At 67.8% G+C, this 23,702-nt stretch carries 26 protein-coding genes; 7 read left to right on the top strand and 19 right to left on the bottom strand.

Annotated elements, in window-relative coordinates; translation table 11 throughout:
- Positions 1–54: 54 nt before the first annotated feature.
- Together gatC and gatA are read left to right on the top strand one after the other, a co-directional pair.
- Positions 55–342, top strand: coding sequence for an Asp-tRNA(Asn)/Glu-tRNA(Gln) amidotransferase subunit GatC (gene gatC, locus AC1DW4_RS14225; RefSeq protein WP_477017913.1), 288 nt, complete (start codon positions 55–57; stop codon positions 340–342).
- Positions 343–1,821 carry an Asp-tRNA(Asn)/Glu-tRNA(Gln) amidotransferase subunit GatA gene (gene gatA, locus AC1DW4_RS14230; protein ID WP_477017914.1) on the top strand — a complete coding sequence of 493 codons (1,479 nt, stop codon included), beginning with the start codon at positions 343–345 and terminating at the stop codon, positions 1,819–1,821.
- 38 nt (positions 1,822–1,859) lie between these two features.
- Here the strand turns inward: gatA and AC1DW4_RS14235 are convergent, their stop codons facing one another.
- Positions 1,860–2,201, bottom strand: coding sequence for a hypothetical protein (locus AC1DW4_RS14235; protein ID WP_477017915.1), 342 nt, complete (start codon positions 2,199–2,201; stop codon positions 1,860–1,862).
- A gap of 103 nt (positions 2,202–2,304) precedes the next feature.
- Here AC1DW4_RS14235 and gatB point away from each other — a divergent pair, with 103 nt between their 5' ends.
- Positions 2,305–3,807, top strand: coding sequence for an Asp-tRNA(Asn)/Glu-tRNA(Gln) amidotransferase subunit GatB (gene gatB / locus AC1DW4_RS14240; RefSeq protein ID WP_477017916.1), 1,503 nt, complete (start codon positions 2,305–2,307; stop codon positions 3,805–3,807).
- A 59-nt stretch (positions 3,808–3,866) separates the two neighbouring features.
- On the opposite strand, the gene AC1DW4_RS14245 is transcribed toward gatB, so the two are convergent.
- The 3 genes from AC1DW4_RS14245 to xseA all read right to left on the bottom strand — a co-directional run bounded on the left by AC1DW4_RS14245 (position 3,867) and on the right by xseA (position 6,529).
- Positions 3,867–4,271, bottom strand: a complete 405-nt coding sequence (locus AC1DW4_RS14245) for an RcnB family protein (protein ID WP_477017917.1) — start codon at positions 4,269–4,271, stop codon at positions 3,867–3,869.
- Positions 4,272–4,388: 117 nt separating this feature from the next.
- Positions 4,389–4,850 carry a YciI family protein gene (locus AC1DW4_RS14250; RefSeq protein WP_477017918.1) on the bottom strand — a complete coding sequence of 154 codons (462 nt, stop codon included), beginning with the start codon at positions 4,848–4,850 and terminating at the stop codon, positions 4,389–4,391.
- Positions 4,851–4,939: 89 nt separating this feature from the next.
- A complete protein-coding gene (gene xseA / locus AC1DW4_RS14255) occupies positions 4,940–6,529 on the bottom strand; it encodes an exodeoxyribonuclease VII large subunit (RefSeq protein ID WP_477017919.1) in 1,590 nt (529 codons plus the stop codon).
- A 64-nt stretch (positions 6,530–6,593) separates the two neighbouring features.
- On the opposite strand from xseA, the gene AC1DW4_RS14260 reads away from it, so the two are divergent.
- Together AC1DW4_RS14260 and purD are read left to right on the top strand one after the other, a co-directional pair.
- Complete coding sequence (locus AC1DW4_RS14260; protein ID WP_477017920.1) at positions 6,594–6,749, top strand: hypothetical protein; 156 nt, start codon at positions 6,594–6,596, stop codon at positions 6,747–6,749.
- A 48-nt stretch (positions 6,750–6,797) separates the two neighbouring features.
- Complete coding sequence (gene purD / locus AC1DW4_RS14265; protein ID WP_477017921.1) at positions 6,798–8,075, top strand: phosphoribosylamine--glycine ligase; 1,278 nt, start codon at positions 6,798–6,800, stop codon at positions 8,073–8,075.
- A 3-nt stretch (positions 8,076–8,078) separates the two neighbouring features.
- Here purD and AC1DW4_RS14270 read toward each other — a convergent pair whose 3' ends face one another.
- Positions 8,079–8,732 carry a murein L,D-transpeptidase catalytic domain-containing protein gene (locus AC1DW4_RS14270; RefSeq protein ID WP_477017922.1) on the bottom strand — a complete coding sequence of 218 codons (654 nt, stop codon included), beginning with the start codon at positions 8,730–8,732 and terminating at the stop codon, positions 8,079–8,081.
- A gap of 147 nt (positions 8,733–8,879) precedes the next feature.
- Here AC1DW4_RS14270 and AC1DW4_RS14275 point away from each other — a divergent pair, with 147 nt between their 5' ends.
- A complete protein-coding gene (locus tag AC1DW4_RS14275) occupies positions 8,880–10,196 on the top strand; it encodes a metal-dependent hydrolase family protein (RefSeq protein ID WP_477017923.1) in 1,317 nt (438 codons plus the stop codon).
- Here AC1DW4_RS14275 and lpxK read toward each other — a convergent pair.
- From lpxK to AC1DW4_RS14295, 4 genes are read right to left on the bottom strand one after another with little or no spacing between them, the layout of a single operon-like run.
- Positions 10,181–11,188: a tetraacyldisaccharide 4'-kinase gene (gene lpxK / locus AC1DW4_RS14280; protein WP_477017924.1), complete on the bottom strand. Its 1,008-nt coding sequence runs from the start codon at positions 11,186–11,188 to the stop codon at positions 10,181–10,183. The two genes, AC1DW4_RS14275 and lpxK, sit on opposite strands and share 16 nt — an antisense overlap.
- The gene (locus tag AC1DW4_RS14285; protein WP_477017925.1) at positions 11,185–12,468 is read right to left on the bottom strand and encodes a 3-deoxy-D-manno-octulosonic acid transferase; all 1,284 of its coding nucleotides are present in this window, start codon (positions 12,466–12,468) and stop codon (positions 11,185–11,187) included. The genes lpxK and AC1DW4_RS14285 overlap by 4 nt, the downstream gene beginning before the upstream one ends.
- Complete coding sequence (locus AC1DW4_RS14290) at positions 12,465–13,151, bottom strand: lysophospholipid acyltransferase family protein (protein WP_477017926.1); 687 nt, start codon at positions 13,149–13,151, stop codon at positions 12,465–12,467. The genes AC1DW4_RS14285 and AC1DW4_RS14290 overlap by 4 nt, the downstream gene beginning before the upstream one ends.
- 1 nt (position 13,152) lies before the next feature.
- Entirely contained in the window at positions 13,153–14,979 is a 1,827-nt protein-coding gene (locus AC1DW4_RS14295; RefSeq protein ID WP_477017927.1) for an ABC transporter ATP-binding protein, read from the bottom strand.
- A 91-nt stretch (positions 14,980–15,070) separates the two neighbouring features.
- On the opposite strand from AC1DW4_RS14295, the gene AC1DW4_RS14300 reads away from it, so the two are divergent.
- Entirely contained in the window at positions 15,071–15,736 is a 666-nt protein-coding gene (locus AC1DW4_RS14300; RefSeq protein WP_477017928.1) for a protein tyrosine phosphatase family protein, read from the top strand.
- A gap of 3 nt (positions 15,737–15,739) precedes the next feature.
- Here AC1DW4_RS14300 and AC1DW4_RS14305 read toward each other — a convergent pair whose 3' ends face one another.
- From AC1DW4_RS14305 to AC1DW4_RS14350, 10 genes are all read right to left on the bottom strand, one after another.
- On the bottom strand, positions 15,740–15,955 hold the full coding sequence (locus AC1DW4_RS14305; protein ID WP_477017929.1) for a hypothetical protein: 216 nt from the start codon (positions 15,953–15,955) through the stop codon (positions 15,740–15,742).
- The gene (locus tag AC1DW4_RS14310; RefSeq protein ID WP_477017930.1) at positions 15,952–16,182 is read right to left on the bottom strand and encodes a hypothetical protein; all 231 of its coding nucleotides are present in this window, start codon (positions 16,180–16,182) and stop codon (positions 15,952–15,954) included. The genes AC1DW4_RS14305 and AC1DW4_RS14310 overlap by 4 nt, the downstream gene beginning before the upstream one ends.
- Before the next feature lie 49 nt (positions 16,183–16,231).
- Positions 16,232–16,486, bottom strand: coding sequence for a DUF4170 domain-containing protein (locus AC1DW4_RS14315; protein ID WP_477017931.1), 255 nt, complete (start codon positions 16,484–16,486; stop codon positions 16,232–16,234).
- Positions 16,487–16,514: 28 nt separating this feature from the next.
- On the bottom strand, positions 16,515–17,309 hold the full coding sequence (locus AC1DW4_RS14320; RefSeq protein WP_477017932.1) for a 3'(2'),5'-bisphosphate nucleotidase CysQ: 795 nt from the start codon (positions 17,307–17,309) through the stop codon (positions 16,515–16,517).
- Positions 17,306–18,652: a TldD/PmbA family protein gene (locus tag AC1DW4_RS14325; RefSeq protein ID WP_477017933.1), complete on the bottom strand. Its 1,347-nt coding sequence runs from the start codon at positions 18,650–18,652 to the stop codon at positions 17,306–17,308. The genes AC1DW4_RS14320 and AC1DW4_RS14325 overlap by 4 nt, the downstream gene beginning before the upstream one ends.
- Before the next feature lie 39 nt (positions 18,653–18,691).
- Entirely contained in the window at positions 18,692–19,114 is a 423-nt protein-coding gene (locus AC1DW4_RS14330) for an MAPEG family protein (RefSeq protein ID WP_477017934.1), read from the bottom strand.
- Between the two features lie 3 nt (positions 19,115–19,117).
- A complete protein-coding gene (locus AC1DW4_RS14335) occupies positions 19,118–20,887 on the bottom strand; it encodes a M14 family metallopeptidase (protein WP_477017935.1) in 1,770 nt (589 codons plus the stop codon).
- A gap of 101 nt (positions 20,888–20,988) precedes the next feature.
- A complete protein-coding gene (locus AC1DW4_RS14340) occupies positions 20,989–21,555 on the bottom strand; it encodes a hypothetical protein (protein WP_477017936.1) in 567 nt (188 codons plus the stop codon).
- Positions 21,556–21,589: 34 nt separating this feature from the next.
- Positions 21,590–22,141, bottom strand: a complete 552-nt coding sequence (locus AC1DW4_RS14345; protein ID WP_477017937.1) for a hypothetical protein — start codon at positions 22,139–22,141, stop codon at positions 21,590–21,592.
- A 32-nt stretch (positions 22,142–22,173) separates the two neighbouring features.
- A complete protein-coding gene (locus tag AC1DW4_RS14350; protein WP_477017938.1) occupies positions 22,174–23,700 on the bottom strand; it encodes a UbiD family decarboxylase in 1,527 nt (508 codons plus the stop codon).
- Between the last annotated feature and the right edge of the window lie 2 nt (positions 23,701–23,702).

Below are 23,702 nucleotides of genomic sequence, written 5' to 3' on the forward strand. Positions count from 1 at the left end.
GGTGCGGTGTGGGCGGCTAATCCCGCCCGCTGGACGCTAAGACTGGAGGGCCGCATGGCCATCGACGCCGCGACGGTGAGGAAGGTCGCCCACCTCGCCCGCATCAAGACCCCCGAAGACCGGCTGGAGCCCCTGGCGGGCGAGCTGAACGGCATCATGGCCTGGATCGACCAGCTGAACGAGGTCGATGTGGAGGGCGTGGAGCCGATGACGTCGAACGTCGCCCAGCCGCTGCGGCTGCGCGACGACGTGGTGACGGATGGGGCCAAGGTGGATGCGGTGCTGTCAAACGCGCCGAAGTCGGCGGACGCATTCTACGTCGTGCCCAAGGTGGTCGAATAGATGTCGGACCTGACCCAACTGACCCTGAAGGCGGCCGTCGACGGGCTGAAGGCCAAGGCCTTTTCGTCCGAAGAGATCACGCGCGCCTTCGTGGCCAACATCGAGGCGGCGAACCCGACGTTGAACGCCTATGTCGAGGTCACGGCCGACAAGGCGATCGAGATGGCCAAGGCGTCCGACGCGCGGATCGCCTCGGGCGACGCCGGAGCGCTGGAAGGCGCGCCGCTGGGGATCAAGGATCTGTTCTGCACCGAGGGGGTGCAGACGACGGCCGGGTCCAACATGCTGCGCGGGTTCGTGCCGCCCTATGAATCGACCGTCACCGCCAATCTGTGGCGCGACGGAGCGGTCATGCTGGGCAAGCTGAACATGGACGAGTTCGCCATGGGCTCGTCCAACGAGACCAGTGCCTTCGGGCCGGTCGTGAATCCCTGGAAATCAAAGGCTTCAAACGCCTATCTGACGCCGGGCGGAAGCTCGGGCGGGTCGGCGTCGGCGGTGGCGGCGGACCTGTGCCTGGCGGCCACGGCCTCGGATACGGGCGGATCGATCCGCCAGCCGGCCGCCTTCACCGGCACGGTTGGGATCAAGCCCACCTACGGCCGGGCCAGCCGGTTCGGCATGGTGGCCTTCGCCAGTTCGCTGGACCAGGCAGGGCCGATCACCAGGACGGTCGAGGATGCGGCCCTGATGCTGCAATCCATGTGCTCGTTCGACGTGAAGGACTCGACCAGCCTAGACGTGCCCACGCCGGACTGGACCACCTCGGTGGGCAAATCCGTCAAGGGACTGCGGATCGGTGTGCCGCGCGAATACGTCGTCGATGGCATGCCGGCCGAGGTGCAGGCCCTGTGGGACCAGGGCGTCGCCTGGCTGAAGGACGCGGGCTGCGAGATCGTGGACATCAGCCTGCCGCACACGAAATACGCCCTGCCGACCTACTATATCGTGGCACCGGCCGAGGCGTCGTCGAACCTGGCGCGTTATGACGGCATGCGGTTCGGGCACCGCGCCGAGAAGGCGTCGTCGCTGACGGACCTCTACGAGACCAGCCGCGCCGAGGGCTTCGGGGCCGAGGTGAAGCGGCGTCTGGTGATCGGGGCCTATGTGCTGTCGGCCGGATTCTACGACGCCTACTACGTCCGGGCCTTGAAGGTCCGTCGCCGCATCGCCGAGGATTTCGACAAGGTCTGGGGGCAGGTCGACGCCATCCTGACGCCGTCCACGCCGTCGGCCGCCTTCGCCATCGGGGACAAGCAGATCGATCCGGTGACGATGTATCTGAACGACGTCTTCACGGTGACGGCGAACCTGGCCGGACTGCCGGGCATTTCGGTGCCGGCAGGACTGGATTCCAACGGCTTGCCCCTGGGCCTTCAGGTGATCGGCAAGGCTCTGGACGAGGCGACGGTGTTTCAGGTCGGTGCGGCGCTGGAACAGGCGGCAGGCGGCGTCGGCCGGGCGGAGCGGTGGTGGTAGCGGACTGATCCTCGGCGAGAGGATCAGTCCGTCAACGATCAGCTTGCGGGCAGGGCCTTCAGGTCGGCGTCGATGGCCTCGATGATGGCGGGCGTCACGGCACCGCCGGAGAGGGGGGCGACCTGGGTCAGAGTCATGTCCTGGAACTGCGGCAGGGCCGGATGTTGTGATACGCCAGGCAGGTGCTTTTCGAGCACGGCGGCGGTGGCGGGGTCGGCCAGCAGATCCTTGATCGAGGAGGTGATGGTCGGGTGGGCGGCGTGAGCGGCCATGTCGTGATCGGCCATGGGGGCGGGCGGCGTCGCGGGCGCAGCTGTCTGGGCCGAGGCGGCGGTGGCGACGGCGGCGAGCGCGGCGGCGGCGAAGAGGGTCTTCATCATCTGACAGGTTCCGGTTGGACAGTGGATGCAGGATGACCCGGAAATCGTGACGCACTCAAGACAGGAACTTTCGCATCGGTGCCGGTGAGGCTAATCAGGGCGGATGACCGACACGATCGACAAATCGAACCTCATTCAGGGCCGCACCGGGGCCTGGGAAATCGTCATGGGGCTGGAGATCCACGCCCAGGTGGCGTCGAAGGCCAAGCTGTTCTCCGGGGCCGCCGTGGGCTTCGGCGCGGGGCCGAACGAGCAGGTGTCGCTGATCGACGCGGGCTTTCCCGGCATGCTGCCGACGCTGAACAGGCACTGCGTCGAGCAGGCGGTGAAGACCGGGCTGGGTCTGCGCGCACAGATCAATCGCAAGAGCCAGTTCGACCGGAAGAACTATTTCTATCCCGACTTGCCGCAGGGCTATCAGATCAGCCAGCTCTATTTCCCGATCGTCGGCGAGGGCGTCGTCGAGGTCGAGGCCGAGGACGGGTCGTTCTTCAACGTCGGCATCGAGCGGCTGCATCTGGAGCAGGATGCGGGCAAGCTGATCCACGACCTGTCGCCGACGGAAAGCTACGTCGACCTGAACCGGGCGGGCACGGCCCTGATGGAGATCGTGTCGCGGCCGGATATCCGCAGCCCGGAGGAGGCCGTCGCCTACGTCAAGAAGATTCGCACCATCCTGATCTATCTGGGCACCTGCGACGGGGACATGGAAAAGGGCAACCTGCGGGCCGACGTGAACGTGTCGGTGTGCCGCGAGGGGGCCTATGCCCGTTTCAAGGAGACCGGCGACTTCTCGAACCTGGGAACGCGGTGCGAAATCAAGAACGTGAACTCGTTCCGCTTCATTTCACAGGCCATCAACTACGAGGCGCGGCGTCAGATCGAGATCCTGGAGGACGGCGGCAAGATCGTTCAGGAGACGCGGCTGTATGACCCCACGGCGGGCGAGACGCGGTCGATGCGGTCCAAGGAAGAGGCCAACGATTACCGCTACTTCCCCGATCCCGATCTGCTGCCGCTTGAACTGGAACAGGCCTGGATCGACGACATCAAGGCCCACCTGCCCGAGCTGCCGGACGACAAGCGCAGGCGGCTGATGGCCGACTATGGGCTGTCGCAATATGACGCCGTGGTGCTGATTTCCGAACAGGCCAAGGCGGACTATTTCGAACACGCGGCCAAAGGGCGGGACGCCAAGCTGGTGGCCAACTGGGTGACCAACGAGCTGTCGGCGCGTCTGGCGGCGGACGGCAAGGACTTTTCGGAGAGTCCGCTCCCTGCGGCGCATGTGGGGGAACTGGTGGCGCTGATCGAGGAGGGGGTGATCTCCTCCAAGATCGCCAAGCAAGTCTTTGATTATGTCTGGTCCGGCGAGGGCTCGCCCCGTCAGGTGGTCGAGGCGCGCGGCCTGGTTCAGGTGAACGATACCGGCGCGATCGAGAAGGCCGTAGACGAGATCATCGCCGCCAACCCGGACAAGGCCGCAGCGGTGGCGGACAAGCCTCAAGCCATCGGCTGGTTCGTCGGTCAGGTCATGAAGGCGACCGGCGGCAAGGCGAACCCTGCCAGCGTGAACGAGATCCTGAAAGCCAAGCTTGGGTTATAGTGACGAAAAAGCCCGCCCGGATCACTCCGGGCGGGCTTCTCGCCCATTGCTGCGAGCGTCTAGTTGCTCAGCAACGAGATGATGACGCCGGTGGCCAGCGCCGCCAGCACCACGTCGCCGGTGTCGGTGCGGTAGTAGCCGTAGCCGCGCGGCGGGGTGCGATAGCCGTAGCGGTTGTAGTCGCGGATGTACCAGCTGGACCGGTATTGGTATGGCAGGGTCGCTCCCCGGTAATATCGGCGGTTGTCGCGGTACTGATCGCGCTGACCGCGGCGGTAGTCGTTGTAGCGCTCGCGCGGCGTGTAGCGTCCGCCGTCGTAGCGATTGTGGTCCGAGCGGCGTTCCCACTGCTCGTAACGTCCATCGCGGTCACGGTCGTGATGGCGCGACTGGGCCGATGCGGCGACTGGCGCGGCCAGGGTGGCCAGGGCCATGGCGCCGATGATGAGGGTCTTGTTCTTCATCCTACTGCTCCCGTTCGATGGGTCGTCTGCGCGACCGCGTGAAAAAAGCCCGACCTGAGGCTCCAGTCTCGCGATCGCTGCATGAACCCGACCTGAATGGGCCGTTTAGGAAAACCGCTACTTCGCCATCCCGTTCATCAGCAGGTCGAGCACCGGGCGCACCTCGATCCGGGCCGTGGCGGCGGCCGGAACGCGGGCGGCCCAGCGTTCGGCCTCGGCGCGGTCGGCGACCTCGATGACGAACCAGCCGCTGAGGGTCTGGGGCGCGCTTTCGAGGGTGGCGCTGCGAGCCTGGGCGTCGCGGACCGTGACGGTCACACCCTGGGTGGGCTCGGCCAGCGGACCGCCCCCGCGCACGATGCCGGCGGCGTTCATCTCGGCCCCCAGAGCGGCGAAACTGCCCCAGTAGGCCTCGGCTTTGGTCGGATCGTTTCGCGCGGCGAAGTCGGCGGGCGTCTCATAGACGAACAGGGCGAACTGTTCGGCGTGGGCGGTGGCGGGGCCGAGGGCGGCGGCCCCGAGGATCAGGGCGGCGGCGGCCGCGTGAAAGGCGAAGGCGTTGGGGATCAGCCTGGGCATCGGAGGTCTCCTCGAACATGACGACGCGAACGGTCGCGCATGAGGGAGACGCGTGGCCGGATGCCGAATCGACATCGGGCTGAGCGATCTTAGAAAAGATTGCCCTGGTCGGCGGGCGTCGGGCGGGGCTTGGACGTCGGGCGCGGGGCTGCGTGCGCGCCATCGATCACAGCGCCGCGCGATCCGTCGGCGAAGTTCAATGTCACGGCCTGGCCCGGCAACAGAGCGGCGGCGGAGGCGATCATGCGGCCGGTCTCGTCGTCGATCCGGGCGAAACCGGGTTTGGGTCGCCGGGGATCTAGGGTGGCGAGCGCGCGCGCGAGGGCGGCGAGGCGATCGGACGCGCGGTCGATCGTCTGTGACGGAATGCGTTCGAGGCGGGCGGTCGCGGTCGTCAGCCGGGTCGTGCGTTGTTCCAGACGATGGCGGACAGGGGCTAGGGTCAGCTTTCCGCTGACCTGAAGCAGGCGACGCTCATGCCTGGCCGCATTGGAGCCGAGCCCGGCAATGAGACGGCTCCCGAGACCGTCCAGACGGGCCACGCGCTGCTCCACCGCGCGGTCCAGCAGACGCGGCGAGAACCGGCCTCCGACCCCGACCAGTCGGCGGTGATGCAGCTCGACATTGCGTCCCAGACCGGATCCCAGACGACTGGCGGCGTAATCGAGGCGCTGCTGGGCCACGGCGATCAGGTCCTCGGGTCGAGCCGGCAGCCCGCGGGCGACGGCGCGCAGGCGCACGCGACGGTCCTCCAGCAGGCGCGCGCCCGCCCGGTCCAGGCGGCGCTCCAGGTCGGTGACAGCGGCGCGCAGGTCGGCCAGGACCGGCGTCGCGATCTCGGCCGCCCCTGTCGGCGTCGGCGCGCGGCGGTCGGAGACGAAATCGATCAGGGTGGTGTCGGTCTCGTGGCCCACCGCCGAGATGATCGGGATGGTGGCGGCCGAGACCGTGCGGGCCAGGTCTTCGTCGTTGAAGCACCACAAATCCTCCACCGAGCCACCGCCGCGCGCGACGATCAGCAGGTCGGGGCGGGGGATTGGACTGTCCGGCCTCATGGCGTCGAAGCCCCGGATAGCCGCACCGACCTGACCGCAGGCGGCGTCGCCCTGGACCATCACGGGCCAGACGATGACGTGGCACGGCCAGCGCTCGGCGATGCGGTGCAGGATGTCTCGGATCACCGCCCCCGTCGGGCTGGTGATGACGCCGATGGTGCGGGGATAGAGCGGAATGGCGCGCTTGCGGCTGGTCTCGAACAGCCCCTCGCCGCTGAGCTTGATCTTCAGCCGCTCCAGCTGCGCCAGCAGGGCGCCGGCCCCGGCCGCCTCCATCGACTCGATCACGATCTGATAGCTGGAGCGGGCGGGGTAGGAGGTGATCTTGCCGGTGACGATGACCTCCAAGCCCGTCTCGGGCTGGACACCCAAGCCGCGCGTGGAGCCCTTCCAGACCACGCCGTCGATGGCCGACTTGTCGTCCTTCAGCGTCAGATAGATGTGGCCCGAGGCGTGGCGGGTGACCTTGGAAATCTCGCCCCGCAGCCGGACGTGGCCGAAACGGTCTTCCAGCGTGCGCTTCAGGGCGAAAGACAGCTCCGAGATCGACAGCGGCGGGTTGTTGTCACGCGCGGGCGCTGGCGTGGCCTCGGCGGGCCCGGCGAAGACGTAGTCGTCGGTCATGGTCGCAGTCTATGGCGCGTCGGGCCGCGCGCAAACCGCCGCATTCGGATTATACCCTTCGATCATGAGCGATGAACGCATGCCTCCCCGTGAGACCGACGACCCGCGCGAGCGCGACCTGGCCCGACGCAGCAACAATCCGTCGGTGTCGATCTGGCTGATCCTGATGGCGATCGGCCTGCTGGGCGCGGTCGTCTATGTGGCGTCTGCCATCCTCTGATCGCCCGCTGCCCTTGACCGCCCGGCCGGTCGCGGCCATTGCGCGGGCATGGATATCCTGCTCGTCGGATCGGGAGGGCGTGAGCACGCCCTGGCCTGGAAAATCAGCCAGTCGCCGCTGGTCGACAAGCTTTACTGCGCGCCCGGCAATCCCGGGATCGCCAAGGTCGCCACCTGTCTGGCCGACTACAAGGCCAATGACGCCGAGGGGCTGACCCGGCTGGCGCGCGAGCTGAAGGTCGGGCTGGTGGTCGTCGGGCCGGAAGTGGCGCTGGAGGCCGGGCTGGCCGACCGGTTGAACGCCGCGGGCATTCCCTGTTTCGGGCCGACCGCCAAGGCGGCGCAGTTGGAGACGTCCAAGGCGTTCTCGAAGGCCTTCATGGCGCGGCACGAGATCCCGACGGCCCACTATGGCGTCTATGAGCGGATCAAGGACGCCAAGGCCGCGCTGAAGGTGTTCAAGCCCCCCTATGTCATCAAGGCCGATGGTCTGGCGGCGGGCAAGGGGGTGGCGATCAGCCCGGACCGGCACGACGGCGAGGCCGAGATCGAGCGGATGCTGGGCGGGCGGTTCGGAGCGGCGGGGGCGCGCGTGGTGATCGAGGAGTTCATGGCCGGCGAGGAGGGCTCGCTGTTCGCCCTGTGTGACGGCAAGCGGGCCGTGCTGTTCGGCGGAGCCCAGGACCACAAGCGGGCCTTCGACGGCGACCTGGGTCCCAATACCGGCGGAATGGGCGCCTATTCGCCCGCGCCGGTGTTCGACGAGGCCCTGGTGATGGCCGCGAACCGGCGGATCGTGCAGCCGACGCTGAAGGCCATGGCGCTGGAGGGGACGCCCTATCGCGGGGTGCTTTATGCCGGGCTGATGTCGACCGACGAAGGTCCCAAGGTGGTGGAGTTCAACGCCCGCTTCGGCGACCCGGAGTGTCAGGTGCTGATGATGCGGATGGCGGGTGACATCGTACCGTATCTGCTGGCCTGTGCGCGGGGGGACGTGTCGCGCCTGCCCGAGCCTGAGTTCAAGCCGGAGACGGTGATCTGCGTGGTCATGGCGGCCAAGGGCTATCCCGACAGTCCGATCGAGGGGTCGATCATCCGGGGCGCCGAGCAGGACTTCGGCCCGCATGTGCAGGTGTTCCACGCCGGGACGCACCGCGACGAGGACGGTATGCTGAAGGCCGTCGGCGGGCGGGTGCTGAACATCTGCGCCGAGGGCGAGGACATCGTCGAGGCGCGCGAGCGGGCCTATGAGGCGGTACGCAAGATCGACTGGCCGGGCGGCTTCAACCGCACAGACATCGGTTGGCGGGCGCTGGAGCGGGAGTAGGGTCTAGGCGGCGGCGTAGAGCAGGCGGCCTTCGCCCATGCGTTCACGCAGTATCGGCAGGTCGGTGTGGGCGGTGGAGAAACAGCCGTAGCTGCGACCCAGCTTGCCTTCGCGGGCCAGGAACTCAGGGTCCGCATAGTCCGCGCCGTGGACGATGATCGCGCGGTCGCGGGCCAGATTGTTGGTGTACTCCAGCCCGTCGAGCAGAACGTTCGGACCCTGTTGCGCACCCCAGCCGGCACCGGCGGTGGCGAAGGCCCCGACCGAGGACATGTAGCTCTCGGGCTCGTTGGAGAAGGTCCGGGCATAGCCCGAGTGTTCCGGGTCGGACCCGCGACCGTGACAGGTCCGGAAGGCGATCACGCGACCGGCGATCAGATCGACTTCGTAGAATCGCTGCTCACCGGAGAATTTCTGGAAATCGACCAGATACATCCGGTCGCGCAGGGGGATGCGCTGATGGTGCACGTCCAGCGCCGCCATGGCACGGGCCATCAAGGTGGGACGGACCAGACGCTGCGGGTCGAGCGGCGGCGGCGTGATCTGTGGAATGGGGGCTAGCGGACGCGGCGCGGGCGTCTGGGCCAGAACGATCGGCGTGACGGCGGCGGGAGCCGAGGCGCAGCCGGCGAGCAACGCCGAACCACCCAAAATCATCCCTCGTCTCGATAGCCGCATGCGACGCCCTCGTAGCGGTTTGTCCGAAGGTACGACTTGTTTCACAAATCCAGCCCTGCGTTCAAGCGCGGCCTTGGCTCCGGTCCTGAGCGGGGTATGGTCGTTTCAATAACAGGGGAGAGATCGATGAAGTCCGCACTCGTGGCCGCGATGGCCGTCATGGCCATGGCCGGCGCTTCGCAGGCGCAGCAGAGCCCCGCCTCACAGGGTTTACCCGCGACAGGCGAAACGACGTTCGTTCAGGCCGGGCGGCTTTTGGCAGACCCCGAAAGCGGCGTTGTGCTGCGCGATAAAACTCTCGTGATCGTCGGGAACCGCGTCACCGAAATCCGCGACGGCTTCGTCGGCGACGGCCATGTCATCGATCTGCGCGACGAATTCGTGCTGCCGGGACTGATCGATAGCCATGTTCACTTGACCTCGCAGCAGAGCCCTTCGGGGCGTTTGGACGCGGTGACGCGCGATTCCGCCGACAGCGCCATGATCGGGGCCGGATTCGCCCGACTTACGCTCATGGCCGGGTTCACCACCGTGGCCGACCTGGGTGGAGATAACGACGCCGTCTTCGCCCTGCGAGACGGTATCCGCAGAGGTGACGTGGTCGGACCGCGCGTGATCGCGGCGGGGTCGGCGGTGTCGATCCACGGCGGGCACGGGGACGTGAACGGCTATACCGACGACGTCATGCACCTGCTGTCGCCCGAGAGCGTCTGTTCGGGGGCCGACGACTGCATGCGGGCGGTGCGGCTGCAGGTCCGGGCCGGGGCTGACATCATCAAGATCACGGCGACCGGGGGCGTGCTGTCCAACACCGCCGCGGGCTTGGCCCAGCAGTTCACCGACGCGGAACTGGCCGCCATCGTCGAGGTCGCGCACCGGATGGGACGGCAGGTCACGGCCCACGCCCACGGCACGGACGGCATCAACGCCTTCCTGGAAGCGGGCGGCGACTCGATCGAGCACGGCACCTATCTGGACGACGAGTCGATCCGGCTGTTCCGCTCACACCACGCTTATCTGGTGCCGACGCTTCTGGCGGGGGACTTCGTGGCGCGGGTCGCCTCGGGACCGGATAACTTCTTCACGCCCGCCCAGACCGCCAAGGCATTGGAGGTTGGGCCGAAGATGGTGGACATGGCGCGCCGGGCGCACGAGGGCGGGGTCATGATCGCCTTCGGGACGGATACGGGCGTCTCGGCGCACGGCGACAACGCCCAGGAGTTCGCCCTGCTGGTGCGGGCGGGTCTGACGCCGCTGGAGGCGGTTCAGGCGGCGACCAACGTGGCGGCGGCGCACCTGCAGATCTCGGGGGAAGCCGGTCGGATCGCGGTCGGGATGCCGGCCGACATCGTGGCGGTTCAGGGCGATCCGCTGAGCGACGTCACGACACTGGAGCACATGGCCTTCGTGATGAAGGGCGGCGTCGTTTATCGCGAGCAGTGAGCCAGAAGGGTCCGGAACGCCGCCTCGTCCTCGAACCGGGCGGCGACGGGCCATGCGGTGACGCGGGTTCGCCAGTTGGGCGGCAGGCGGACCCAGTCCTTTTCCGTGGTGATCAGACCGGCACCGAAGGCGGCGGCCCGGTCGGCGAGGAAGGCGAGGTCCTCGGGCCGGTACTCGGCATGGTCGGGAAAGGGGACGAAATCGGCCAGATTCGCACCCGCCGCCTTTAGCGCCCGCTCGACCTTCCACGGCTTGGCGATGCCCGCGAAGCCGACCAGGGGGCAGGTCGGCGGTGCGTTGGCGGCTTCCAGGCGGGCAATGAAGGTCGGCAGATTGCCGAACGTCGCCAACAGCTCAGGGTCGGCGGGAGGGGCGTCGGCGGGCAACAGGACGACGACCGCGTCGGCGCGCGCGAGCCCGGCCGCGAGGGGTTCGCGCATGGGGCCGGACGGAAAGACCGATCCGTCGCCAAAGGGCCATTCACCCTCGCGAGTCTCGCCGTCCACCACGATCAGGCTGAGCGTCTTTCGCAACGTCGGGTTCTGGTGGGCGTCGTCGAGGATCAGTGCCTGAGCGCCGGCCGATGCGGCAGCCCTCGCGCCGGCCACCCGATCTCGCGCGATCCAGACCGGAGCCTCGCCCGAGAGCATCAGGGGCTCATCGCCGACGTCGGCGGCGGCGTGCAGGGCAGGAATGACATGGACGGGGCCTTCCAGCCTGCCGCCATAGCCGCGCGACAGGGCCTGGGCCTCGATCTCGTCGGCCCGAAGCAGGCGCAGGACCTCGCGCGCAACGGGCGTCTTGCCCGATCCGCCGACGGTCAGATTGCCGATCGAGATGACGGGGATGCCGACGTCCACGGGGATGGCGCGGGCGATGCGGCGCGCGGTGGCGGCGGCCCAGATCCAGGAGGCGGGTTTCAGCAGGGTGCGGGCGACGCGGCCGTGGCGGCCGTCGCGCTCATACCACCAGCGCGGCGTGGAAAGCTTCATCGGCGCACCGGGGGCAGAAGCGGCTGCAAGGCCTCCCAGAGGCGGTCCAGACCCGCCCCGACCTCGGCGGCTGCGCGCCGGCCGCGCTCACCCATGGCGCGGGCGGCAGAGGGCTCGGCGAGCAGCGGCGCGATCACGCCGGGCAGATCGCCGGGCGTGCCGACGACGGCGAGACCATCCGCCGCGACCAGATCAGCGGTCACGGCCCCCCAGTTCGCGGCGTCGGGGCCTGTGACGGCGGGTTTGGCCAGCCGCGCGGGTTCCAGCGGATTGTGCCCGCCCCACGGCTCGCGACCGAGCACTGAACCAAACGAGCCGCCCATGACGACCACGTCGGCGAGCCGCAGGAACAGCCCGAGCTCGCCCAGGGTGTCAGCGACGTAGATGTCGGTCTCGCCGTTCGGGGCCGCGCCGCGCGAGCGCAGGGCGAAACGATAGCCGTCGCGGGTCAGGGTGGTTGCGATCTCGGATCCTCGCGCCGGATGGCGGGGGACGATGACGAGGCACAGGCGCTCGGCCAGGCGATCCAGGGCGCGGACGATAGCGATTTCCTCGCCCTCATGCGTCGAGGCGGCGACGATGACGGGGCGGTCGCCGATGGCGGCACTGAGGGCGGTGAAGGCCGCCGTGTCGTGGGGCAGGGGCGCACCGGAGAGTTTCAGGTTCACCTGACCGTCGACTTGCGCGCCCAGCGATCGCAGACGCGCCGCCGACGTGTCGTCCTGGGGCATGATGAGGGCGAAGGCATCGAGCAGTCTTCGGACCGAGGCGGGGATGCGGCTCCAGCCCTCGGCGGTCTTCTCCGTGATGCGGGCGCTGACGAGGGCGAGCGGGATCTTCCGGGCCTGCGCGGCGAGGATCAGGTTGGGCCACAGTTCGCTTTCGACGAATACGCCGAGCGAGGGTCGCCAATGGTCGAGGAAGGATGCGACGGCATGGGGGCCGTCGACGGGGGCGAACTGATGGATGACGCCGGGCGGCAGGCGCTGGGCCAGCAGGTCGGCGGAGGTCATGGTGCCGGAGGTGACGAGGACGCTCAGGTCGGGACGGGCTTTCACGAACCGCTCGACGACGGGCAGCAGGGACAGGGTCTCGCCGACGCTGACGCCGTGCAGCCAGACCAGATCGCCGTCGGGGCGGGCGAGACCCGAGACGCCCAGGCGTTCATCGACGCGGACGGCGTCCTCCTTGCCCTGTTTGACACGCGCGTCGAGGATGCGCGGGGCCAGGGGCTCCAGCAGACGGGTCAGCAGCCGATAGGCGACGAGCGGCAGGGTCACAGCCGCTCCAGCCCCGTCATCGCGTCGGCGCGGGCCTCGACGGCCGTCAGGCGCTCCGTCCAGGGCCCGGTGACATCGGACAGGGCCGCGCCCGCCGGGAAGTGGGCGATGTCATAGACGATGGCCCCGCGACCAAAGGGTAAGGGCAAAAGGGCCCGATCCCAGCTGTTCAGGCGCACGGCCGGATTGCAGCTCATGCCGATGAACAGGACGGGTGCGCCCGACATCTTGGCCATCAGAGGCAACCCTTCCGCCATCACCCGAACCGGGCCTCGTGGACCGTCCGGGGTGACGGCGAGCGCGCCGATCTTGAGCTGTTTCAGGCCGTCGCGCAGCGCCTGCGAGCCGCCCTTGGCCGCATCGGCCTTGTCCTTGTTGGCGGAGGATCCACGCACGGCGGGAAAGCCCTGCAGCGCCACGGCCTTGGCGATGAACTGGCCGTCGGGGCTGAGCGATATCAGAGCCTTGGCGGATTGCGCTCGGTCAAGCGGCCAGCAGGACGGCGAAAGGCCGATGCGCGAATGCCAGAAGGTGCAAAGCACGCCGCCGCCCGCCGCCCAGACGCCCTCCGCATGTTCGCGGCCTTCGTAGGACCAGCGGATGGTGGCGAAGCAGAACCGCATCCAGGCGGCGAGCACGGACGACAGGATCGTCTGGATGACCGGATTCCGCAGCGGCCTCACGTCACGCGACCGTGGCGACGGCAGGGGTGCCGTCCAGCGACTGCTGGCGGGCCAGGCGGCTGTAGAGGCCACCCTTCCTGACCAGGGCGGCGTGGGTGCCGCTTTCGACGATGTGGCCGGCCTCCAGCACCAGGATGCGATCCGCCCGCTGCACGGTGGACAGGCGGTGCGCGATCATCAACGTCGAACGACCGGCCATCAACCGTTCAAGCGCCGCCTGGACCAGGGCCTCGCTTTCGGTGTCCAGGGCCGATGTGGCCTCGTCCAGCAGCAGGATGGGAGCGTCCTTCAGGAAGGCGCGGGCGATGGCGATGCGCTGGCGCTGTCCCCCCGACAGCCGCATGCCGGCCTCTCCGGCGCGGGTCTGATAGCCCTCGGGCAGGGCGGTGATGAAGTCGTGGGCGGCGGCGGACCGGGCGGCCTCGGCGATCTGCTCCGGCGTCGCGCCGGGCCGCGCATAGGCGATGTTGGCGGCGATCGTGTCGTCGAACAGGAACGGCTCCTGCGTCACCAGGGCGATGCGGGCGCGCAGGTCTGTCAGGCTGAGATCGCGGAGGTCCACGCCGTTGACGGTGATGACACCCTCGGTCACGTCGTAGAAGCGGGGGAGCAGGCTGAGCAGGGTGGACTTGCCGCCGCCGGACGGGCCGACCAGGGCGACAGTCTCTCCGGGCGCGACCGTCAGCGACACGGCTGAAATCGTCGGCGCGGTTGGGCCATAGGCGAAAGACACATGGTCGAAGACGATGGTCGCCGGGCCTTCGGGCAGGGCGACGGGTGCGGCCGCCTGACGGATCTCCGGCTCGATATCCAGCGAGGCGAACAGGCGCCGCGCGGCGGTCAGGCCTTCGATCATGACGGTCTGCAAATTGACCACCTGGCGCAAGGACTGCCCGGCCAGCATGAGCAGGCCGATGAAGGCGGCGAAGGCCCCGACGCTCATGTGGCCGCCCTGCGACTTCCAGCCGGCATAAACCATGACGGTGGCGACGATGATCATGGCCACCAGATTGCTGAACGGCCCGGCGAAGGCGCGGCTGTCGGCGCTCTTGATCACGTGCTTCTGGCGGCGGGCGACGACATCGCCGACACGGGCCTGTTCGACGGCCTCGCGGTTTTCAAGCTTGATGAGGCGGACGCCGTCGAGGTTCTCCATCAGGGCGGTAGAGAGGCTTTCCGTCTCCTTCATCGCGCCGACCGTGGCCTTGCGTGTCCGCTTGGAGAACCGCCGCAGCACGAAGCTGATCAAGGGCACGCCCAGAAGCACGACCGCGGTCAGTTCCCAGTCGATGAAGGCCATTCCGACGATGACGGCCAAAAGCGTCACCGCGTTCTGGGTGTAGTTGACCACGCCCGAGGTGAAGGCCTCGCGCACCAGATTGGCGTCGAACAGGACCGACGAGACGAAACTGCCCGTATGCTGGCTGCGCAGGCGGGCCAGGTCGGCGCGGATCATGGCTCCGAACAGGCGGACCTGGATGTCGCCGACGATGCCGTGTCCCAGCCTGTTGACCAGGGCGGCCTGGCCGAGAGAGGCCAGGGTCCAGAGGAAGGCGACGACGACGATCGTGGCGGGAATCCAGATCAGAGACTGACCCGGCGGCACCGGAATCAAGCCCCAGATGCGGATCGGCGCGTTCGGATCGACGAACAGGCCGTTGATGGCCGGTTCAAGCAGCTTCAGCGTCAGGGCGTTCAAACCGCCGGCCGCCACGGCGCACAGGATCGAGGCAAACAGCGGCACCTTGTGATGCGAGAGGTAGTCGCGCCAGATCCGCGCCAGCAGGGGACGCAGCGGTGCCTTCTCATCGTTCACGGGCGAACTCATCGGGCGGAGGTCGGACGGGAGGGGGCGCAAGTCAAGCGTTCGGTCGTCGGGACGGGATGACGGGGCGACATCCATCGCCTATTTCACCGCCATGGCGCGATTTGATGTCTCGACCCCGAAAGGGCTGGCGGCCGCGCGACGGGACTTCTTCTGGAACGACCACGCCTTTCTGCGGCTGGCGTTTTCCAACGCCCACTGGATCGGGCCTGACCTGGTGCGCACCAACCAGCCGTCGCCGCGACAGCTGGAGGGCTGGGCACGGCGGGGCATCCGTACGGTCATCAATCTGCGGGGCGAGCGGGACGAGGGCTATTACTGGCTGGAGAAGGCGACATGCGAGCGGCTGGGGCTGACGTTGATCGACGCCCCGCTCGATTCGCGCGATCCACCGTCCAAGGAGCGGGTGCGGAGGGCGCGGGATCTGTTCGCCTCGATCGACTATCCGGCCCTGATCCACTGCAAGTCGGGGGCGGACCGGGCCGGGCTGATGGCAGTCTTCTATCGGCATTTCCATCTGGGCGAACCGATCTCGGTCGCGCGCCAAGAGCTGTCAAAACGATATCTGCACAGCCGGGAGGGCCTGACGGGCGTGCTGGACTATTTCGTCGAGACCTACATCGACGAGGTCGAACCGACGGGTGTCGGCTTCATGGAGTGGGTCGAGTCGGACGCCTATGACCCCAAGGCGATGCGCGACCGCTTCCGGGCGTCGTGGTGGGGGACGCTGCTGACCGAACGTCTGCTGAAACGGGAGTAGGCGTCAGCCCCAGGGGCCAGCGCGCGGCCGGTCGGAGGGCGGCGACTGGACACCGTTTTCGGCATCGTGGCGGGCCTTGCGGTCCGCTTCCCAGGCCTTGAACCAGCGGGCGTAGCCGCGCTGGCGGATCAGCGCTGCGCTCCACAGGACCAGCATCGCCAGCAAGGCGACGAGGCTGGCGATTTGCTCGGCCCCCAGGGTCGTCCCGAACAGGGTCACGGGTGCGTTTCCGGCGTCCGGGCCGGCTCGCTTACCGAAGTCGTCGGTGCGGGCGCATGGGCGAAGGGGTCGTCGGCCTTCACGGCGTTCGCGGGCGTGACCGGATCGTTCCAGCCCGTTTCGGAATCGACCGGGACGGGCTTGGCACCCGAGCCGCGTCGGGTGGCGAAGGCGACGATGGCCACGCCGACGGCCAGAAGGCCCAGGACGATAAGGGTCGGGATCATCGTGTCGCTCCTTTGATCGAACAGCCTAACCGCCGATTGTGGCGAGGGTTCAGCCGCCCGTGGCCTCGCCACGCGGATCGATCATCCGGTGGGCATGCAGGATGAAGAAGCGCATGTGGGCGTTGTCGACCGTGGCCTGGGCGCGGGCCTTCCAGGCCGCCTTGGCCTCGGCGTAGTTCGGGAAGGCGCCGACGAACTCGACCTTCGACAGGTCGCGAAACACCGGCGCGTCCAGGTGGCGGAGTTCGCCGCCGATGACGAGGTGAAGCAGCTGAGGGTCGGCGGCGTTGGGGGCGTCGGTCATGAAGGGGCTTTCCGGGGGAGCGGAGGTGTCAGGTGGCCAGCGGGATAGGCGCTGTGCGGCGCAGGATCAACGGGTGGAGCGCCGGCGCGGTGCAGACCAGGCTGGCCTGGCGCGGGTCGGGCCGGTTGAAGCGCCAGGATCGGCCGTGGTGATCGCTGACCTTCGCGCCGGCCTCTGTGGCGATCAGGGCCCCCGCGCAGACGTCCCAGTCCCATTTGGGCGTCAGGGCGATGGCGGCATCGAATGCACCCGATGCGACCAGGGCCATGCGGTAGGCCAGGGCGTTTCGCTTCTCGTACCGCATCGGCGGCCACGGCTCGGGCCAGTGGGGACCCTCCATCAGTCGGGCATCAGCCAAGACCGCCGCGTCGTCGAGCGTATCGACGTCGGAGGCCATGATGGCGCGGCCGTTCAGTTTCGCTCCGCCGCCCAGGGTCGCCTCGAAGGTCTCATTCAAAGACGGCACGTGAATGACGGCGGCGATGGGCACGCCGTCTTCGACGATGGCGATGGGCACGCACCACCACGGCTGCTTCTTCATGAAGGCGACGGTGCCGTCGATCGGATCGACGACGAAGATGCGGGATTTCGTCAGGCGTTCCGCCGTGTCGGGCGTCTCTTCCGACAGCCAGCCGTAGTCGGGGCGGGCGGCCAGCAGATCGGCCTTCAGCATGGCGTCGACGGCCAGGTCCGCGCTGGTCACCGGGGAGCCTCCGACCTTGTGATCGATCCGCAGCCCACGGTCTCGCTCCGCCTCGGCTAAAGCACCGGCGCGCAGGGCGGCGGCGCGGATCAGGTGCAGTTCGGTGCCGAGATCGGTCATTTGCCCGCGATGGCGACGGCGTCGATCAGCAGCGACGGGCTGTTGAAGCTGGATCGGAACTCCAGGTCCGAGCCGGGGACCATGCGGGACCAGAGGTCGGTCAGATTGCCGGCGACCGTGATCTCGCTGACCGGCCAGGCGATCTCTCCGTTCTCGAACCACAGACCGGACACACCGGCGGACCAGTCGCCGGTGTTGGCGTTCAGCGACGGGCCGAACATGGAGGTGATGATCAGGCCGGTGCCCGCCTTCGCCATCAGGCCGTCGCGGTCGAGATCGCCTGGCGTCAGGTGAACGTTGTGGGTCGAGACCCCAGGCGGACCCGCCAGACCGCGCGAGGCATGGCCAGTGCTTTCAAGCCCCAGCTGCGCGGCGGACGAGGCATTGAGCAGCCAGGTCGTCAGGACTGCGTCATCGACCAGATTACGGGCCCGGACCGGCGAGCCCTCGTCGTCGAAGGGGGCCGAGCCCAGGCCACGCAGGCGCAACGGGTCCTCGACCAGGCTGACGCCGCGCGGCAGGACGGCCTGGCCCAAGCGGTCTTTCAGGAACGATGTGCCGCGTGCGATGGACGGGCCGGAGATGGCCCCCAGAAGCGGCGACAGGACCTGACCGGCGACGCGGCGGTCGAAGATCACCGGGGCGGTCGTCGAGGCGATCTTGCGGGGCGACAGGCGTTCGACCGCCTTGCGTCCCGCCTCGGCACCGATGCCGACGGCGTCCGGCAGGTCCGACAGCCAGCGGGTGGAACGGCTCTCTCCGCCGCGCTCCATGGCCCCGTCCTTCTCGGCGATGACCCCGGCACCCAGCGAGAAACCCGTCGCGCCATAGGCTCCGTCGAAGCCTTCGGAGGTGACCAGTCGCCAACGGCTGGAGGCGGTCGAGGCATGGCCGCCCTCCGACCGCGCAACGCCGGGCACCGAGAGGGCCGCAGCCTCGGTCTCGGCCGCGACCTGCTCCAATTCGGCGGCGGAGCGGTGGGACGGATCGTGAAGCTGGAGATCGGGAAACGGGCCTCGCGCCAGCCGGTCTGCGGATACCAGGCCCGCATACGGGTCCTCGGGCGCCAGGCGGGCCATGGCGACCGCGCGCTCGATCAGCCGCGCCTGAGTGGCGGGCGACAGGTCGGAAGCGGACACCGAGGCCTGGCGACGGCCGACGAAGACCCGCAGGCCCAGGTCGCGACTTTCCTCGCGCTCGACGTCCTCCAAAGCGCCGTTGCGGACGCCGACCGAGAGAGAGGCGCGCTCGGCGGTGACGGCCTCGGCGGCGTCGGCACCGGCCCGCAGGGCGGCGGCCACGAGATCGTGGAGGAGGTCGGGGGACGTCAGGCTGTCAGGCATGGCCCGATATGGCGGAGCCGCGCCCCAGCCGCAACGGTTCTAGCCGTGAGGACTGCCGACGAAGGCGTGGACGACCAGCATGGCGCCCGCCCCCATGAGCGCCAGCAGCGTCAGCGTCATGCCGACGATGCGCCCGATCGTCGGCTTCCTGTTGCTGAGGCTGAAAGCGTGGATCAGGCGACCGAAAAACAGCATGCCGCCGACCACGTGGATCGCCAGACCGGGGATACCGAGTAGCGTCAGGGCCGCCATGGCCGCGATGCCGACGGGGATATACTCGGATGCATTCCCGAAAACCCGTCCGGCCAGGGCCAACTCGGCATTCCCGCCATCGCCCAGCAGCACGCGATTGGCGCGACGGGTCATGATCACGCGCGTGGCCAGGAACACCATCAGCAGCACCATCAAGCCGCCCCACAAGGCGGTGGCCTGGGCCGCAGTCGTGTCGGTCAGCAGGTGCATTGATCAGGTCTCGCGCGCCACCGGATAGAGGCGGTAGCGATCATCATAGAACGGGGTTCGTTCATAGAACCACCCCAGACGCGCCTCGGCATTGGCGGCGAAGGCAGGGTCGGCGGCGAGCTTGGCCTCGAATTCCGCCTTCAAGTCGGGATCGGCCGCCATCATGGCCTCGGCCAGCGGGGCGATGGCGTAACCCTCAATGTATTCGACGCGGCTGAGAATCTCCGGGAACAGGCCCCATGCGAAGAAGCTCTCCGACGATTGCGGCTCCAGCAGCAGCACGGCGATGTCGCCCAGCGGCTGATCGGTGGGGACGCGGACAGACCCTGGCGCGAAGGTCCACTGGCGCGTCAGCGGCGTGACGTCGGTCACCGTCGCCTGGACGTGGCCTTCGTTGGGACGGGACGCGAGAATGGGATCGTTCAGGCGGAGCATCTCGACCTGGACGGTGCGTGGCGCATCCAGCGTCTCCATCGTCAGCCCGTGGATGCGAAGCCGCTCGATCAGATCGACGCGGTAGGCGGGGACCCAATAGGCGGGCGGGCGGTGCAGGCGAATGCCCGCGCGCGAGCCATAGTAGGGCAGCTGCCACGGCTCCGGGTCCGGGCGGCCCAGCCATCGGACTTCCTGACGGCCAGAGGCGGGGCTGTCATAGGCGTCGTACAGCACGCCCTTGAAGGCGCGGGTCTGGTGCGCGACCGGATCCGGTTCGAAATTAGCCAGCACCTCCGTCGGGCGAAGGGCACGGTCGGCGGCGACCGCGGACCGCAAAGGCGCGACCTGATCGGCGAGCAGGCGCAGGGATTCCTCGATGAAGACATAGGTCCCCAGCACGCGCTGCTCGTAGGGCTTCAGGCTGTGATTCTCGATCAGGATGGTCGGGACGTGGGCGGCGTCGCCCCAGCCGTTCGAGAACCGCTCGCCCAGGCCGCCGTCGTTCAGACCGGCCTTGGGGTTCTGGTCGTCGATGCCGAAGACGAGGGGACCCGGAATATGGCCCTGATCCTCCAGCGCCGCATTCATGGCCGGCTTGAACACTGTGTCGAGCCACCGGGCGCTGGACGGCGACCGGGCAAAGGCGTCGAACTCGCCGTTGAACCCGTAGGTGACGTCGTACTGGTAATCCATCCCGTCGGTGACGTGGATGTCGAGATAGAGGTCTGGATTCAGCGCGTTGATGAAGGTCCGCAGGGCCTGCATCTCGGGCTGGTCCAGCTTCAGGAAATCTCGGTTCAGGTTCTGATTCGTGCCGGTGTTTCGCCAGCCCTGGATGCGGGGGCCACGCTGGTTCGGGCGTGAATAGGCGCTGGACCGCTCATGCCCATCCACCGACAGGATGGGAATCAGGACCAGATTGGCGTGGTCGATCAGGTCGCCCTTCGATCCGAAGGCGATGTCGCGCAGCAGCATCATGCCCGCGTCCTTGCCGTCGATTTCGCCCGGGTGGATGCCGGCCTGGGCCAGCAGGACGGGCTTGGCCGGGTCCAGCGTCGCGCCGTCGCGGCTGGCGATGACGGCATAGATCGGGCGGCCTTCGGGCGAGGTGCCGAACTGGACGATGCGGATCAGGTCGGAGGCCGCGTCGAGACGGTCGAACCAGGCGCGGGTGGCGGCATAGTCGGGGCTGAAGTCGTGTGCGGGGTCGCGCTCGAAGTCGGTGATCCAGGGCGTGGAGGCGTCCGCCAGCAATGCCCGGCTGGCTCCGTTCCATTCCAGCGCGGGCGGCAGGAAGGGTTGGTCCCATGGGGCGGTGTTGGAGACGGACTGGGACATGGCGGGGCTCACGCTACTGACAAGGGCGACGAAGGCCGCGGCAAACAGGATGTTTCGCATGCACCTTCGTCCGCCATCTCGCCCCGTTCGGCAACCCACGGCTAGGTCACCCACACAGCCGCCATGCCGTAGATGGCGATCAGCAGCGCCAGCAGAGCACCGCTGGCCCACCGATTTCTAATCAGGATCAGGCCTAATAGCAGCGCGTTATACAGACCGACGAGAACCCATGCGGTCGGCTCCTGCGGTTTTCCGACGACGTCCGAGGCACCCAGCATCAGAGGGACGCCTACGTTAGCCAGGACATTGGTTATGAGAATACACGCGGCGACGAAAGCCTTGTGCTTGTCAAAATACTCGTCGAAGTCGGGCCATTGTCCGATGTCGTCCGGCGTGATTGTCGAGGCCGCCGCGAAGTAAAGACCTGCGATGATCAGACCCACAACCAGGAGGCCATAGCTGACCTGCAGGTTCTGCATGGTCCCCCAGGCCCCGGACCAGAAACTGGCCACGTCGAGAAGAACGAATAGGCCGAGCATCGGCGTCAGCCAGCCGACGCGAACGCGCTGACGCTGCTTGAAGACCCGGATCAGGCCAGTGATGAGCTCCGCAACCGATAGGCCCAGGATTAGACCGTAGAAGCTGAAGTAAAATTCGAACGCGCTCATGTGCCAGCCTCGTTTGATTGCATGGCTGACATCGTCACAAGGCGTAAGCCAGAAGGCCCAGCAACAGCAGGCCAGCGTTGATCCGGTGATCGCGGAAGACGGCGACACCACCCATGACGGCGCTGAACCAGGCCACCGTGACAATGCTCTGAACGCTGGTCATGTCCGCCCAGAATTGGTCCGGCGGGACGACGAACGCCGTGAAGGCGAAGCCCGACAGCATGTTGGCCGACCAGACACCGCCGACGACCCATCGCTTGTGGCTGTCATAGAAGGAATCGAGCGAGGACCATTCGTCCATGTCCTCGGGGAACAGCAGGGACGCCGCCAAGAAATAGACCCCGGCCACCATCACGCCCACGACCAGAAGACCCAGGCTGATCTGGATATCCTGCATCATCCCCCAGGTGTTGGACCAGAAGCTGGCCAGATCGACCAGCAGCAGAATGGCCAGAAGCGGCGTGACGTAGCCGACCTTGATCCGCTCGCGTCGCTTGAGCACGCGGGCGACGCCGGTCATGACCTCGGCGACCGACAGGCCCAGGATGAGACCGAAGAAGCTGAAGAAGAACTCGAACGCGCTCACATCGGCCCCCCAGCGCGATTTACAGGACTACCCTATTTCCAGATCGGCGTTCCGTCACCCGGCAATCCGAGGCGGTCCCACATGTCCGAGACGCGGTTCACGACTTCGGCGTCCATGCGGATTTCCTCGCCCCATTCGCGCTTGGTCTCGGGCGGCCATTTGTCGGTGGCGTCCAGGCCGATCTTGGAGCCCAGACCGCTCTCGGGACTGGCGAAGTCCAGGTAGTCGATCGGGGTGTTCTCGATCAGGGTGATGTCGCGGGCCGGGTCCATCTTGGTGGCCATGGCCCACATGACCTGCTTCCAGTCCCGCGCGTCGATGTCGTCGTCCACGACGATGACCCACTTCGTGTACATGAACTGGCGCAGATAGCTCCAGACGCCCAGCATCACCCGCTTGGCGTGGCCGGGATAGGCCTTCTTCATCGACACCACGGCGATGCGGTAGCTGCATCCCTCGGGCGGCAGCCAGAAGTCGGTGATCTCCGGGAACTGGGCACGCAGCAGCGGAATGAAGACCTCGTTCAGCGCCTCGCCCAGCACGCTGGGCTCGTCCGGCGGCCGGCCTGTGAAGGTGGTCAGATAGATGGGGTCGCGGCGCATCGTAATGGCCGTCACCTGAAACACCGGGAAGGTCTCGACCGAGTTGTAGTAGCCGGTGTGGTCGCCGTAGGGGCCCTCGGGCGCGTGTTCGTCGAGCAGGACGTGACCCTCCAGCACGATCTCGGCCTGGGCCGGGACCATCAGGGGCACGGTCTTGCAGGCGACCAGCTCGGCCTTGGCCCCGCCCATCAAGCCGGCGAACTGATATTCGCTGAGGGTGTCCGGCACGGGCGTCACCGCAGCCAGGATAGTGCCGGGATCGGCCCCGAGCACAACTGCGCAGGGCAGGGGGCCGGTCCTCTTTTTCTTGTGCCGCGCATAGTGCTGGGCACCCCCGCGGTGGGCCAGCCAGCGCATGATCGCGCGGTCCTTGCCCAGCACCTGCATGCGGTAGATGCCGAGGTTAAAGTCGTCCTCGCGGTCGTCGCTAGGCCCCTTGGTGACGACGAGGCCCCAGGTGATCAGGGGCGCCGGCTCGCCGGGCCAACAGGTCTGGATGGGCAGCTTGCCCAGATCGATCTGATCGCCCCTGAGGACGACCTCCTGCACCGGGGCGGACTTCACCACCTTGGGGCGCATGGCCAGGACCGATTGCGCCAGGGGCAGCATGTCCATGGCGTCCGACAGGCCGCGCGGCGGGGTCGGGTTCTTGAGGAAGGCGAGCAGTTCGCCCACCTCCCTGAGTTCGGCGGCCGTCGTGCGGGCCTTCTTGTCCAGCGTCACGCCCATGGCCACGCGCTTGACGGTGCCGAACAGGTTGGCCAGCGCGGGGATCGGGCTGATCGAGCCGTCGGGCATGACGGGCTTCTCGAACAGGACGGCCGGCCCGCCGTTCCGCAGCAGCCGGGTCTGGATCTCGGTCATCTCCAGCACGGTGGAGACGGGCTCGGTGACCCGAACCAGTTCTCCGTCGGCCTCCAGCTGGGCCATGAAGTCGCGCAGGGATTTATAGGCCATGG

This window comes from Brevundimonas sp. P2_A6 (genome assembly GCF_056404975.1).

Coding starts and splice junctions, on each gene's coding strand:
- gatC (WP_477017913.1), top strand. CDS start 55: ATGGCCATCGACGCCGCGACGGTGAGGAAGGTCGCCCACCTCGCCCGC.
- gatA (WP_477017914.1), top strand. CDS start 343: ATGTCGGACCTGACCCAACTGACCCTGAAGGCGGCCGTCGACGGGCTG.
- AC1DW4_RS14235 (WP_477017915.1), bottom strand. CDS start 2,201: ATGATGAAGACCCTCTTCGCCGCCGCCGCGCTCGCCGCCGTCGCCACC.
- gatB (WP_477017916.1), top strand. CDS start 2,305: ATGACCGACACGATCGACAAATCGAACCTCATTCAGGGCCGCACCGGG.
- AC1DW4_RS14245 (WP_477017917.1), bottom strand. CDS start 4,271: ATGAAGAACAAGACCCTCATCATCGGCGCCATGGCCCTGGCCACCCTG.
- AC1DW4_RS14250 (WP_477017918.1), bottom strand. CDS start 4,850: ATGCCCAGGCTGATCCCCAACGCCTTCGCCTTTCACGCGGCCGCCGCC.
- xseA (WP_477017919.1), bottom strand. CDS start 6,529: ATGACCGACGACTACGTCTTCGCCGGGCCCGCCGAGGCCACGCCAGCG.
- AC1DW4_RS14260 (WP_477017920.1), top strand. CDS start 6,594: ATGAGCGATGAACGCATGCCTCCCCGTGAGACCGACGACCCGCGCGAG.
- purD (WP_477017921.1), top strand. CDS start 6,798: ATGGATATCCTGCTCGTCGGATCGGGAGGGCGTGAGCACGCCCTGGCC.
- AC1DW4_RS14270 (WP_477017922.1), bottom strand. CDS start 8,732: ATGATTTTGGGTGGTTCGGCGTTGCTCGCCGGCTGCGCCTCGGCTCCC.
- AC1DW4_RS14275 (WP_477017923.1), top strand. CDS start 8,880: ATGAAGTCCGCACTCGTGGCCGCGATGGCCGTCATGGCCATGGCCGGC.
- lpxK (WP_477017924.1), bottom strand. CDS start 11,188: ATGAAGCTTTCCACGCCGCGCTGGTGGTATGAGCGCGACGGCCGCCAC.
- AC1DW4_RS14295 (WP_477017927.1), bottom strand. CDS start 14,979: ATGAGTTCGCCCGTGAACGATGAGAAGGCACCGCTGCGTCCCCTGCTG.
- AC1DW4_RS14300 (WP_477017928.1), top strand. CDS start 15,071: ATGGCGCGATTTGATGTCTCGACCCCGAAAGGGCTGGCGGCCGCGCGA.
- AC1DW4_RS14310 (WP_477017930.1), bottom strand. CDS start 16,182: ATGATCCCGACCCTTATCGTCCTGGGCCTTCTGGCCGTCGGCGTGGCC.
- AC1DW4_RS14315 (WP_477017931.1), bottom strand. CDS start 16,486: ATGACCGACGCCCCCAACGCCGCCGACCCTCAGCTGCTTCACCTCGTC.
- AC1DW4_RS14320 (WP_477017932.1), bottom strand. CDS start 17,309: ATGACCGATCTCGGCACCGAACTGCACCTGATCCGCGCCGCCGCCCTG.
- AC1DW4_RS14325 (WP_477017933.1), bottom strand. CDS start 18,652: ATGCCTGACAGCCTGACGTCCCCCGACCTCCTCCACGATCTCGTGGCC.
- AC1DW4_RS14330 (WP_477017934.1), bottom strand. CDS start 19,114: ATGCACCTGCTGACCGACACGACTGCGGCCCAGGCCACCGCCTTGTGG.
- AC1DW4_RS14335 (WP_477017935.1), bottom strand. CDS start 20,887: ATGTCCCAGTCCGTCTCCAACACCGCCCCATGGGACCAACCCTTCCTG.
- AC1DW4_RS14340 (WP_477017936.1), bottom strand. CDS start 21,555: ATGAGCGCGTTCGAATTTTACTTCAGCTTCTACGGTCTAATCCTGGGC.
- AC1DW4_RS14350 (WP_477017938.1), bottom strand. CDS start 23,700: ATGGCCTATAAATCCCTGCGCGACTTCATGGCCCAGCTGGAGGCCGAC.